We start from the raw sequence: 12,200 nt of genomic DNA on the forward strand, positions 1-12,200 counted from the left end.
CCTTACCCCTCACTCCTTACTCCTCACGGTAGCTATGCCCCTTTCACCTTCCTACCAGCGCAGCCGCCAGTTGCTGGCCACCCCTCTGTCCCAGGTCCGGGGCGTCGGCCCGCGCGTCCTCGAAAAACTCGCCAAGATCGGCCTCGCCACCGTCGAGGATGCTCTTTACACCCTGCCGTTCCGTTACGAAGATCGCCGCGAAATCCGCAAAATCGCCCAGTTGCGCCCGGGGGAGCAGGAGGTGTTTTTTGGCGAAATCATCGCCTCGGGAGAATCGCAGACCGCCCGCTCGCGCAAAAGGCTCTACGAGGCGGTGGTCAGCGACGGTACCGGTTCGATCGCCCTCAAATGGTTTCACTACCGCAAGGACTGGATGAAAAAACGCTTCGCCGTCGGGGCCAGGGCCTTCTTCGTCGGCGAAGTCAAGCGCTTCGGCGCCATCCGCGAAGTTCACCACCCTGAAGCCGAATTCGTCGAGGGCGAGGCGTCCATGGATCAACTGGTCGCGGCCGACCCGCTGAGCTTCGGCCGGATTCTGCCCGTCTATCCGCTCACCGAAGGGTTGCACCAGAAAGCCGCCCGCAAGATTTTCAAGGATGTGGTCGAGCGTTTCGCACCGACCGCGATCAGCCCCATCCCCGCAGCGATCCTGCAACGGCGGTGCCTGATGCCCCTGGCCCAGGCCTTTCAGCAGGCCCACTGGCCCGATAACCAGGCGCACCTCCAGGACCTGGCGGCGGGTCGCGATCCCGCCCGCCGGGCCCTGGTCTTCGATGAGTTTTTCTTTCTGGAGCTCGGCCTGGCCCTCAAGCGCCGCGGCGTGGTTCTCGAGGAGGGGATCCCCTTCGAGGTTGCGCACCGCTACACCAAGCCCCTGGCCAAACTGCTCCCCTACACCCTGACCGACGCCCAACGTCGGGTGCTCGGCGAAATCAAGCGCGACCTGATGGCCCCTCATCCCATGCACCGCCTGGTGCAGGGAGACGTGGGGAGCGGCAAAACCATCGTCGCGCTGATGGCGGCCCTGGTGGCTATCGAAAACCATACTCAGGTGGCCGTCGTCGCCCCCACCGAAATCCTCGCCGAGCAGCATTACCTGCAGTTTCATCACTGGCTCGGGCAGCTGGGGCTCAAGGCCGCCCTGCTCTCCGGTGGCACGGGCGCAAAGGAGAAGCGAGCCATTCTCGAGGAGATCCGCGAGGGGAGGGTGGACCTGGTGGTCGGCACCCATGCTGTGCTCCAGGAAGGGGTGGAGTTCAAGCGGCTTGGGCTGGGCATCATCGACGAGCAGCACCGCTTCGGCGTGCGGCAGCGGGGCGTGCTGCGCAAAAAGGGGAGCAACCCCCATATCCTGGTCATGACCGCCACGCCGATCCCCCGCACCCTGTCCCTGACCCTTTATGGGGACCTCGCGCTGTCCATCATCGACGAACTGCCCCCCGGCCGTTCACCCATAAAAACCCGTGCCTTCCCTGATCCGAACCGCAGCCGGGCCTATGAGGTCATCCGCCACGAACTCGAGGCGGGCAGACAGGCCTACATCGTCTACCCGCTGGTGGAAGAGTCGGAAAAGACCGACCTGCTGGCCGCCTCCGAGGGGGCTGAATATCTTCAGCAGAAGGTTTTCCCCGGACATCGGGTCGGCCTGCTCCACGGGCGCATGAAGCCTAACGAGAAAGAGGCGATCATGGCCGACTTCAAGGCCCGGGGCATAGATATCCTGGTATCCACCACGGTGATCGAGGTCGGCATCGACGTGCCCAACGCCACCGTCATGATGGTGGAGCACGCCGAGCGTTTCGGCCTGGCCCAGCTGCACCAGCTGCGGGGCAGGGTGGGGCGGGGCAGCCACCAGGGGTACTGCCTGCTGATCCGTTCCCAGCGCTGCAGCGAGGAGGGGATGCGGCGGATCCAGGTCATGTGCGAGACCACCGACGGTTTCAAGATTGCCGAGGCCGATCTGGAAATCCGCGGTCCCGGCGAGTTCCTCGGTACCCGCCAGGCCGGCGTTCCCGATTTTCGCGTCGCCGACCTGCTGCGGGACGGGCGGGTCCTCGAAGAAGCGCGGGAGGAGGCTTTTCTGCTCGCGGAGGACCCGGATTTTCTTTCCGGCGAGCAGTATGCCGAGCTGCGCAGCGCCCTGATGGAGCGCTGGGGAAGCCGCCTTGAGCTGGCCAGCATCGGATAACACTTAAAGTAGTTTCTCGGCAACACGACGCAACTGACCGCTTTCACTGGGAGTTCACCTGCCTTTCGTCAGCCCTGGCCGCGTCGGATCCGACGGATCAGTCCGATTATTTGCGGCCACAACGCCCCCCTCAAAAAGTAGTTGTTTTTTCCCAAGAAACCTGTATGATGCGCAACGACTGTATTTCGCGGCAGCGACTCACCCTCCGGGCCGGACATGGCCCGCCACTGCCGCCTCATCGCTCACTGACCCTCCCTGCATCAGATTCCTTCTCGAATCCCTGGCAGCACAATTGGTTGGCGACGATGCATTCGACCTGAATCCGTGAGCCCCGGCCGGGCAATCCCCGCGCCCAATCCACGCATTCAGGTTTAAGCCAGTCTACCCTGTGCCGCAGCCGATCCCGAAACCCGGTGCATACGTTTGCCCGGCGGCCCGCACGCCTATTTCGCGCCTTTCGCCAGCGATGCGAAAGGCAGAAGGAACCTTCATGTCTTTTGCAGAACTGCAACTTGCGCCCTCGATCCTGAAGGCAGTCGCCGAGTGCGGCTACACCGAACCGACCCCGATCCAGGCCAAAGCTATTCCCGAGGCACTCCTCGGCCGCGATCTGCTGGCTTCCGCCCAGACCGGCACCGGCAAGACCGCGGCCTTCATGCTGCCGGTCCTGCAACGGCTCTCCGAGCTCAAGAAGGGACCCAAGGGTGCCCCCCGGGTCCTGGTGCTCACCCCGACCCGCGAACTGGCCGCCCAAGTTACCGACGCCACCCGCAATTACGGAAAACACCTGCGCCTGCGCAGCACCGTCATCCTCGGTGGCACCCCTTACGGCCCCCAGTTCCGCGATCTGGGGCGCCCCATCGACCTGGTGGTCGGCACCCCGGGACGCCTTGTTGATCACCTCAATCGGGGCAGCCTCGATCTTTCCCGGCTCGAGGTATTGATCCTCGACGAGGCCGACCGCATGCTCGATATGGGTTTTGCCGAGGACATGGAAAAGGTCACCTCTGCCGCTCCCGCCATGCGCCAGACCATGCTGTTCACTGCCACGCTGGATAAGACCGTGGCGGAACTGGCCGGGCGCCTGCTCAACGAACCGGTGCGCATCGACATCGCCGGCAAGCAGGTCACCCATGAGAACATCGCCCAGCGCCTTCACGTGACCGACGGACTCGAGCACAAAAAACAGCTTCTGCAGCACCTGGCCTCCGATAGTTCCCTGACCCGGGCCATCATCTTCTCGGCCACCAAGCGCGACGCCGACACCCTGGCCCGCGACCTCTCCGCCCAGGGGCACCGGGCTGCCGCCCTGCATGGCGATATGAACCAGGGGGCCCGCAACCGCACCCTCCGCGACCTGCGCCAAGGCAGGGTGCGCCTGCTGGTAGCCACCGACGTGGCCGCCCGCGGCCTCGATGTCAGCGGCATCAGCCACGTCATCAACTTCGACCTGCCGATGGCCGCAGAGGATTACGTCCACCGGATCGGCCGCACCGGCCGCGCCGGGGCCACCGGAACGGCCATCTCCTTCGCCAGCGGCGATGACGTGGTGCGCCTCGAACGGATCGAGAAGTATATTGGCCAGCGCCTGCCCCAGGAGGTCATCCCCGGTCTAGAACCGACCCGCCCACTGTACAAGCCCCGCCAGGGTCGCCCCGGCAAGGGCCGCAACTTCGGTGACAGGAAGCGCGAAGGCGGCTACAAAAAAGGGTTCAAGGGCAAGGGCCCCGAAAAAAGGGAGCGCAAGGGGCCGGTGGTCGAGTATCGCAGCCGCAAGCCCGGGCGCAGCGCAGCTGCCGCCAGGTAGCCCGCGGTTCTTAAAAAAAAAACGGCCGAAACGCCCTCTGCGCGTTTCGGCCGTTTTTTTTTGCAGGCAGCAAGGGCCGGGTCAAAGGGGTTCGTAGAATGAGGGTTGCAGAAACTGTAAAGACGGCACAAACCGTTCGTATTCCCGCTCTTCCGCAGGGGAAAGGCCGCCGTTTTCCGGGGGCCTCTGGCTCATGCAAAAGGCCACGACCCGCTCGCCCAGCCTGGAAATAGCCGTTGAAAACCGACCTGTATTCAAGGCCTCGGATTTTCCCGTCTGGCCAGTGTCCCGATTGTGTTTTGCGGTTGGTGGGCTATCTTTTTAATGGCGCCGGGAATATAAAACAGCGGCGGTTCGAAAGATCCTTTCCCGGTGCCCTCCTGCCAAACCCAGGATGAGAAGAACAGGCCGGAATCATCGGGGCCGCGCTTGCTGCCGGGGAAGGGAAAGAGGAAGCTTAAAATTCCTTATGGCATTGTTATTATTATTGCTTTTCCCAGTCAGGATGTTCGATATAATAAGCCGTATCCTACGGCTGCCAAGCTGGTTGGAGGCGGGAAAACCTCAAGAATTACTGCCAGCCCTTTGGGCGGGACGAATGAATCAAACATGCCCGAACTGATTGCCTGCCAGGATTGCGACCTTCTGCAGCGTGTGCCGGCCATTCCCCAAGGTACCCGTGCCAAATGTTCCCGCTGCGGGTCGGTGCTCTTTCGCCATAAGCGCAACAGCATCGAACGTACCCTGGCCTGGTCCCTGGCCGGGCTGGTGCTTTATGTCATGGCCAACTCGTTTCCATTTCTGGCCATGAAAAGGGGAGGGCTGATCCGCGAAACCACCCTGACCACCGGGGTCCTCGAATTTTACGCTCAGGGCAACTGGCTTCTGGCCACTGTTGTTACGCTGACCTGCCTGGTTTTTCCGCTGATACAGATTCTCGGACTGCTGTATGTTCTGGGCCCCCTGTTCATTAACTATCGTGTCAAATACCCGGCCCAAGTATTCCGCCTGGTACACCATATAGAAGAATGGGGGATGCTTGAGGTATTTATGCTCGGCATTCTGGTTTCGGTGGTAAAACTGGCCAAAATGGCCAGCATCATTCCCGGCCTATCTTTATATTCCTTCGGCATCCTGGTTTTCGTGTTGGCCGCGGCCGGCAATTGCCTGGACTCCCATGTTGTCTGGAAAAAACTGGAGCAAACCCCATGACCCTCAACAGGGTTAGCGCAAAAACAGCAGGCTTGGTCAGCTGTCACAGCTGTTGCCTGGTCAGTGTGTCCAAACCAGCAGGGGTAGGGGTCTGTCCCCGCTGCGGCAGCGGTCTCCACCGTCGAAAGCCCAACAGCCTGGCCCGGACCTGGGCCCTGGTGCTGGCCGCCTTGGTTTTTTATCTGCCGGCCAACCTGCTGCCCATGACATATACCACGTCCCTCGGTCGAACCCAGGCAGACACCATCATGAGCGGGGTGATTTACTTCGTTCAAACGGGCAGTTGGCCCATTGCTCTGGTTATTTTCGTAGCCAGCGTGTTCGTGCCGCTCATCAAGCTGCTCATTCTCACCCTGCTGCTTATTTCGGTCCACCTGAAATCCCGCTGGAGACCCCGCGACCGGACCCGCCTCTATCGATTCACGCAAATGGTCGGCCGGTGGTCCATGGTCGATATATACGTGGTCACCATCCTTGTCGCCCTGGTCAAGCTTGGCGCTTTGGCCAACATCGACGCCGGACCGGCCGCCGTTTATTTTGCCGCGGTGGTGATCATCACTATTTTCGCCGCTGAAAGTTTTGATCCCAGGTTGATCTGGGATGCTATGGAGGGACAGCATGCCAGAAAACCATGACCTTACGCCCGTAGAAGAGCGGCTCCCCGAAGCCGAGGTCGAACGCAGAAAAGGGATCTCTCTAATCTGGATCGTGCCTCTGGTCGCTTTGGCTATCGGCGGATGGCTGGCCTACAAAGCCCTCAGCGAAAAGGGCCCTACGATATTTATCACCTTCAACTCGGCCGAAGGGCTTGAGGCGGGTAAGACCAAGATCCGTTATAAGGATGTCGAAGTCGGCCAGGTTGAGGAGATACGCCTGAGCCAAGATTTGACCCATGTGGTGGTAACCGCCAGCATGGTCAAGGAGGCTGAAGATTACCTGACCGAAAATGCGCACTTCTGGGTGGTCCGCGCCAGGGTGGCAGCTGGTGAGGTTTCCGGCCTGGGGACGCTTTTCTCCGGAGCTTATATTGGAATCGACCCTGGAAAAAAGGGGAAGCCTACCAGGGATTTTACCGGCCTGGAGGTACCTCCCGTGGTCACTACCGAGGTTCCCGGCAAGCATTTCAACCTTATCGGGCAAAGCCTCGGCTCCCTGGATGTCGGCTCTCCGGTATATTTCCGCCAGATCAAGGTGGGGCAAATAGTCCGTTATCAGCTGCGCGATGACAACAGGCTCGACCTGCAGATCTTCATCCAGTCCCCGCATGCGGATCGCGTCAGGAAGAATTCGGTTTTTTGGAACTCCAGCGGTATAGATATCTCCCTCGATCCCAGTGGCCTGGAGATCAATACCGAATCGATGGTCTCCATCCTCCTGGGTGGAATCGCCTTTGACCTGCCGCCCGGAGCGCCACCCGGGCCCCCCGCTGCGGAAAATGTCACTTTTGACCTGTATCCCAGCCGCCAGAAAACCACGGAAAAGACCTTTACAAAGAAAAATTATTACCTGCTCCTTTTCGAGAATAGCGTCAGGGGATTGGTGCCTGGAGCTCCGGTGGAATTCCGCGGTATCAAAGTCGGCGAGGTGGTCGATATAAATATTGAATTTGACCCTGAAAAAATGAAATTCAGGATTCCCGTGCTGATTTATTTCGAACCGGAGCGAATTAAAATCAAGGGTGGCGCCTTTCCCGCAGGGTGGGGGGCGGAAGAATTGCTGGAGAAGGGTTTCCGCGCGCGACTCCAAAGCGGCAGCCTGATCACAGGACGGCTTTTTGTCGATCTCGATATCGACCCCATGGCAAAACCGGCCAAGCTGGCTGAGGTAGATGGATACCCAGTTTTGCCGACGGTATCGGGCACCATCGAGGAATTTACCGAAACCATGAAACGAATATCGGAAAAAATCGAGAAATTCCCTCTGGAAAAAATCGGCAGCAACCTCCAGGAGACATTGAAAACCCTCGACCAAACCCTGCAGGAGATGCAGGGCCTCGGGCGCAACCTCAATACCGAGGTTACCCCCCAGATCAACAACACCCTGGTCAACCTGCAAAAAACCCTGGACGATCTGCAAAACAGCCTGGGTACGGATTCGGCGCTGAACTACAATGCCAACAAAGCCATGGACGAGTTCACCACGACCATGCGCTCGCTGCGCACGCTTACCGAGTCCCTGGAGCGCAATCCCCAATCCATCATCTTCGGCAAGGAAAACGAGTAACCATGCGAAATAAAGGGTATACATTCGCCATCTGCCGATCCCTGGCAGTGCTGACGCTCTGTTTTACCGGTTGTGCCTCCAAGTCTCCCGGCCTGCATTATTACAGCCTGGCACCCCTGATTGAGGTGGCAGCGGAGTCGAAGGGGGATGGGCTCAGCGTCGAAGTCGGACCGATCAAACTGCCCCAGGCGCTTAACCGCGAGCAGATTGTCACCCGGTCCAACGCCAACCTGGTCATTGTCAACACCTCGCACCGCTGGGCCGCTCCGTTGGAGAAGGACCTGGCAGCGGTCATGATCCAGAACCTGGCTGGCGCCCTGGGCACGGCCCGGGTAGCCGGGTTCGGTCAGACCCCGCTGGGTTCGGCTGATTACCGGGTGTTGCTCGATTTTCAGCAGTTCGGCGGTATCCTCGGCGATTCGGCAATTCTCAGGAGCACCTGGACCATTATCGCCCCCGGGAAAAAGCAGGTCCTGGCGGTTCGCCAAAGCAATCTAACCGAATCGTTGACAGGAGACGAGGTTGAAGCGCTGGTGGCTGGGTTGAGCCGGTTGTTGGAAAACCTCAGCAGAGAAATAGCCCTGGAAATTTCGCGATTGGCCGGGGAAAGCTGATCGGGCTCAAGCCATTCCCTGAAATACCGGGGGTCTTGCCGCAACCAGGATAAAAGGAATGAACCCCAAGCTGCTTGGCAGAAAATACGATAGAATTGCGCGTTGGTGGCATGAGAACCACGACAATTCGTCTTATGGTTTGGCGCAGGTCGAAAGGGCACTGAATTTTTCCGTCAAGCGGGAAACAGCGCTTGATGTCGGCTGCGGCGCCGGTGGCAGGGTGGTGCGAATGTTGCAAAATCACGGGTTTAATATCACCGGCATCGATGTCTCGCAGGAGATGATCCGCCTCGCCCGGGAGCAACACCCAAGCATGACCTTTCTGCATCAGGACATCTGCACCTGGGAGACCGACCGGCATTTCGATCTCATCGTCGCCTGGGACAGCATCTTTCACTTGCCGCTTGAAATGCAACACCCCGTGGTGGCGAAACTCTGCAGATTACTGAGCGAAGGCGGGGTCCTCATTTACAGCTTCGGCGACGCGGAGGGCGAGCATGAGGATTGCTGGCAGGGCGACCGGTTCCATTACAGTTCCATCGGCATCAACGGCAACCTGCGTGTGTTGATGGAAAACGGAATAACCTGCAGACATTTGGAACTCGACCAATGGCCGCAGAAACATGCCTTTCTGATCGGTGTCAAATGACCCGCGTCAGCACATAATTTTTTAGTTTACATAATATATCTTATCCGACGTTACTGGTAAATAATGCCGCCGGGAAGATGTCAGGACAATTGGGGCCCGAGCCACCCGCCCCCCTCCGTGGACCGGCCGCCGATCTCCCGCCCGCGGAAAAAGGTCCATACCGTGAACTGGACCGTGGCCAAAAAAGCGATTACAGGGCAAATTTGAAAGCCGCTTTTTTGGGCACAGTCCTCCAGGTTGTTCAGCGGGCCAGAACCGGGGTGGCAAACCGGTAGAGCAAACCGACATCGAGAATGGTGGCGTCGAGGTCTCCGGACAGGGCCATGACCCGGCCGACCTGGGCGACCAGCCCCAAATTATCACCCAGGTCCCGGCTGAGACCGAGCATCGGTTGAACAATGGCCCCATCGCCGACATCGATCCCCCCGCCACCGGCCGCCCCGGCGAGAATCTCTCCGTGGAGGCGCAACCCCAATATCGAAGATGGCTCGCTCTGCAGGCCCAGGCCGACCAGCCCGACGGCATATCCGCCGGCATCGCCGTCATAGCCACCGGCCGCCTGGCCGCTCAGATACAGGTACCGGGCAAGCATGAGATCGGCCTTGACGCCGACCAGGTGAACATCGTCGGAATCATCCACCCCCGATTTGCGCTGCGGGGACAGGTAGCTCTGATGCGAGGCTCGCACCTGCCAGCCGACAAGTTCGAGGGAATCGGTCTCCTCGCCGCGCCGCACCCCTCCGCCGGGAACCGCCGAATCAAGGTTGTAGGAAACCTTGAGCGCCACCGTGGCCGCGTCGAAGTCGCCATCCAGGGCCGAAAAATAGCCCCCCTCCAAACCGGCGGCGAACGAGGGGGTGAAACGCCAGCCCAGGCTCAGGCCGGCACGGCCGACAGCGCCACCACCGGTATCGACAGCGCCACCGCCGGCGCCGCCCACAGCCAGGCTCAGGGCAGCTTCGGGCCCCCTCTCCTCTTCTAATGAGAACCTGTGCCCGGCGCCGAACAGCACCTCCGCGTAACCGTCCGCGGAGCCTCCCAGGGCACCGCCAAACTCGGCCAGCAGGTATCCGTGGCGCGAAATGTATCGGCGATACTCGAACCCGACCAGATCGATGCGATCGTCCAGCTTGCGCCCTGAGGTCGTACGCGAGCTTCCGGAGGGGAAATAGCTCCGGCCGGTAAGCACCAGGCTCTCTTCGGCGAAGCCAAACGGCTTGGCGGATCCGCCAAGCCCCAAATCCCCGGCGGAGACAACCCGGCCGCGTTGGCGGGTCGCCCCGTGCAGGGTCGCAAAAGGAAAATCGAGGGAGACCGCCACCTGGTCGCTGTCGATCTCGCCGTTGGGGAACTTGACCCTGCTGTAATCGAGGCCGAGGCGAAGCTTTTCCAGGTCCAGTCCCAGCCCGACGTGGGGGCGCAGCATCAGCCCTCCCCCTTGGGGAGCCGCTCCCCCTCCCCCGCCGCCGACGAACAGGCCAACATCCGCCTGCAGCGGCCCGATCAGGTCTAACCGATACCCGCCCTCGAGGCCGCCGGTAAAGAAACCGCCGCGTTCGCCATCCACGGCGCCGTACCCGCCGATGCCTCCGTACAGACCATGGTAAATGTCGAAAAGATAGGCGAAGCCGAGCAGTCCCATGTTTTCCCCGGCCTTGGGCATGTCCAGTTGTTCGTAGCTGAAATGGATGCGACCGGTGCGCGCAACCAGTGCTGCGGACTCTCTCTGCGCAGACGATTGGGGTGCGTCGGGGAGAGTCCCTGGATTATCGGCCAGGCAGGGTGGGGAACTGAACAGCAGGATCAGGAAAAACAGCAGGCGGGAGATCTTCTTCATACCGTCGGGCCTCCTCGGCTTGAGGTACGTTAAACAAAAAAAAAGGGAGTGAATTTAATCACTCCCTTTCTCTCGTTGGTCGGGGCGAGAGGATTTGAACCTCCGACCCCCTGCACCCCATGCAGGTGCGCTACCAGGCTGCGCTACGCCCCGTCAACAACGAGTCGGGATTATGGTTTATCTGCCCTTAAAAGTCAAGGGAAAATATCCGAAAAAAATTCCCCGTCAAACCGCTAAAACCCTTGTAACTACAGGTGCTTATTTTTTTATATTATTCAGACCGTTAGATCTTCCTGCGATCGGTCACCCGGTTGGCCTTCCCTTCGTGGCGGGGGATGGAGGACGGCTCGACCAGCTTGACCTTGGCGCTGACCCCCAGGGCCGAAGCGAGTTTCTTTTCCACGGTATCGACGAAGGCCCGCTGCATTTTCATCTCGTCGAAAAAGATCTTTTCGTTGACTTCTACCTGGACCTCGAGAGTATCCATGCTGCCGACCCTATCGACGATCAACTGGTAATGAGGCTCGCACCCCTCAACCTGGAACAGCACCTCTTCGATCTGGGTCGGGAAGACGTTGACCCCCTTGATGATCAACATATCGTCGGAGCGACCCATGGTCTTTTCCATGCGCACGTGGGTGCGCCCGCAACGGCAGGGCTGGTAATGCAGGCGGGTGATGTCCCTGGTCCGGTAGCGGATCATGGGGAAGGCCTGCTTGCTGATGGTGGTCAGCACCAACTCCCCCACGGCCCCCTCGGGCAACACCTCGCCGGTATCCGGGTCGATGATCTCGGGGATGAAATGGTCTTCGAAGATGTGCATGCCGCAGCGGTAGCTGCATTCGCCCGCCACCCCCGGCCCCATGACCTCGGAAAGGCCGTAGTTGTCCGTGGCCACCACGCCCAGTCGGGTTTCGATCTCGCGGCGCATCTCCTCGCTCCAGGGTTCGGCGCCGAACAGGCCGAATCTCAGGGCAAGGGATTTGGGATCGATCCCTTTCTTCTCCATGAAGTCGACCAGGGTCAGAGCGTAGGACGGGGTGCAGACCAGGGCGGTGGACTTGTAGTCCTGCATGATCATGATCTGCTTCTGGGTGTTCCCCCCGGAAATGGGGATGACCGAAGCGCCGATCCGCTCGGCCCCGTAGTGCAGACCGAAGGCGCCGGTGAACAGCCCGTAGCCGAAGGCGATATGCACGATGTCGTCGGCGGTGACCCCGGCCGCCGTCATGAACCGCGCGACCAGTTCGGTCCAGGTCTGCAGATCCTGCCGCGAATACCCGACCACGGTGGGCTTGCCGGTGGTTCCCGAGGAGGAATGGATGCGCACGACCTCGCGCATCGGCACGGCGAACATCCCGTAGGGGTAGTTCAGCCTGAGATCCTCCTTGGTAGTGAAGGGCAGACGGCGCAGATCGCTCAAAGTACGGACATCCTCGGGAGCCACGCACGCCAGCTTGAACTTCCCCTGGTAGCAGGGCACCCGGTGATAGACCTGCTCGAGGGTGGTTTTCAACCTCTCGAGCTGCAGGCGCTCCAGGTCCTCACGGGCCATGCATTCGTTTTTCGGATCCCAGATGAGCTGTTTCAACGCCGAAATTCCTTCAAGTCAATTCTAGAAAAACCCAATAACATATGAATAAAAAACCGTATTTCCAAAAAAACAATCC

At 60.1% G+C, this 12,200-nt stretch carries 9 protein-coding genes and 1 tRNA gene; 7 read left to right on the top strand and 3 right to left on the bottom strand.

Features of this window, described 5'->3' with window-relative positions:
* Positions 1-34: 34 nt before the first annotated feature.
* From recG to DESUT3_RS10555, 7 genes are all read left to right on the top strand, one after another.
* Positions 35-2,188 (top strand): ATP-dependent DNA helicase RecG, encoded by a 2,154-nt coding sequence (gene recG, locus DESUT3_RS10525; RefSeq protein ID WP_221248437.1) that lies wholly within the window; start codon positions 35-37, stop codon positions 2,186-2,188.
* A 490-nt stretch (positions 2,189-2,678) separates the two neighbouring features.
* Entirely contained in the window at positions 2,679-3,995 is a 1,317-nt protein-coding gene (locus tag DESUT3_RS10530) for a DEAD/DEAH box helicase (RefSeq protein WP_221248438.1), read from the top strand.
* Between the two features lie 372 nt (positions 3,996-4,367).
* The gene (locus DESUT3_RS10535; protein WP_221248439.1) at positions 4,368-5,207 is read left to right on the top strand and encodes a paraquat-inducible protein A; all 840 of its coding nucleotides are present in this window, start codon (positions 4,368-4,370) and stop codon (positions 5,205-5,207) included.
* Complete coding sequence (locus tag DESUT3_RS10540) at positions 5,204-5,842, top strand: paraquat-inducible protein A (RefSeq protein WP_221248440.1); 639 nt, start codon at positions 5,204-5,206, stop codon at positions 5,840-5,842. The genes DESUT3_RS10535 and DESUT3_RS10540 overlap by 4 nt, the downstream gene beginning before the upstream one ends.
* On the top strand, positions 5,826-7,430 hold the full coding sequence (locus tag DESUT3_RS10545; protein WP_221248441.1) for a PqiB family protein: 1,605 nt from the start codon (positions 5,826-5,828) through the stop codon (positions 7,428-7,430). Before DESUT3_RS10540 ends, DESUT3_RS10545 begins: the two co-directional genes overlap by 17 nt.
* 2 nt (positions 7,431-7,432) lie before the next feature.
* Positions 7,433-8,044: a PqiC family protein gene (locus DESUT3_RS10550; RefSeq protein WP_221248442.1), complete on the top strand. Its 612-nt coding sequence runs from the start codon at positions 7,433-7,435 to the stop codon at positions 8,042-8,044.
* Between the two features lie 58 nt (positions 8,045-8,102).
* Complete coding sequence (locus tag DESUT3_RS10555; RefSeq protein WP_221248443.1) at positions 8,103-8,693, top strand: class I SAM-dependent methyltransferase; 591 nt, start codon at positions 8,103-8,105, stop codon at positions 8,691-8,693.
* A 241-nt stretch (positions 8,694-8,934) separates the two neighbouring features.
* Here DESUT3_RS10555 and DESUT3_RS10560 read toward each other — a convergent pair whose 3' ends face one another.
* The 3 genes from DESUT3_RS10560 to DESUT3_RS10570 form a co-directional block, all read right to left on the bottom strand.
* Positions 8,935-10,530 carry a hypothetical protein gene (locus tag DESUT3_RS10560; RefSeq protein WP_221248444.1) on the bottom strand — a complete coding sequence of 532 codons (1,596 nt, stop codon included), beginning with the start codon at positions 10,528-10,530 and terminating at the stop codon, positions 8,935-8,937.
* A gap of 76 nt (positions 10,531-10,606) precedes the next feature.
* Positions 10,607-10,683, bottom strand: a tRNA-Pro gene (locus DESUT3_RS10565).
* Positions 10,684-10,813: 130 nt separating this feature from the next.
* On the bottom strand, positions 10,814-12,085 hold the full coding sequence (locus DESUT3_RS10570; protein ID WP_221252523.1) for a phenylacetate--CoA ligase family protein: 1,272 nt from the start codon (positions 12,083-12,085) through the stop codon (positions 10,814-10,816).
* Positions 12,086-12,200: the final 115 nt, after the last annotated feature.

It is taken from the genome of Desulfuromonas versatilis (assembly GCF_019704135.1).
In the GTDB taxonomy this organism is placed as follows: Bacteria; Desulfobacterota; Desulfuromonadia; order Desulfuromonadales; family NIT-T3; genus Desulfuromonas_A; species Desulfuromonas_A versatilis.

Excerpts from the sequence above, each read along its gene's own strand:
- recG (WP_221248437.1), top strand. The coding sequence starts at position 35 with ATGCCCCTTTCACCTTCCTACCAGCGCAGCCGCCAGTTGCTGGCCACC.
- DESUT3_RS10530 (WP_221248438.1), top strand. The coding sequence starts at position 2,679 with ATGTCTTTTGCAGAACTGCAACTTGCGCCCTCGATCCTGAAGGCAGTC.
- DESUT3_RS10540 (WP_221248440.1), top strand. The coding sequence starts at position 5,204 with ATGACCCTCAACAGGGTTAGCGCAAAAACAGCAGGCTTGGTCAGCTGT.
- DESUT3_RS10545 (WP_221248441.1), top strand. The coding sequence starts at position 5,826 with ATGCCAGAAAACCATGACCTTACGCCCGTAGAAGAGCGGCTCCCCGAA.
- DESUT3_RS10550 (WP_221248442.1), top strand. The coding sequence starts at position 7,433 with ATGCGAAATAAAGGGTATACATTCGCCATCTGCCGATCCCTGGCAGTG.
- DESUT3_RS10555 (WP_221248443.1), top strand. The coding sequence starts at position 8,103 with ATGAACCCCAAGCTGCTTGGCAGAAAATACGATAGAATTGCGCGTTGG.
- DESUT3_RS10560 (WP_221248444.1), bottom strand. The coding sequence starts at position 10,530 with ATGAAGAAGATCTCCCGCCTGCTGTTTTTCCTGATCCTGCTGTTCAGT.
- DESUT3_RS10570 (WP_221252523.1), bottom strand. The coding sequence starts at position 12,085 with ATGGCCCGTGAGGACCTGGAGCGCCTGCAGCTCGAGAGGTTGAAAACC.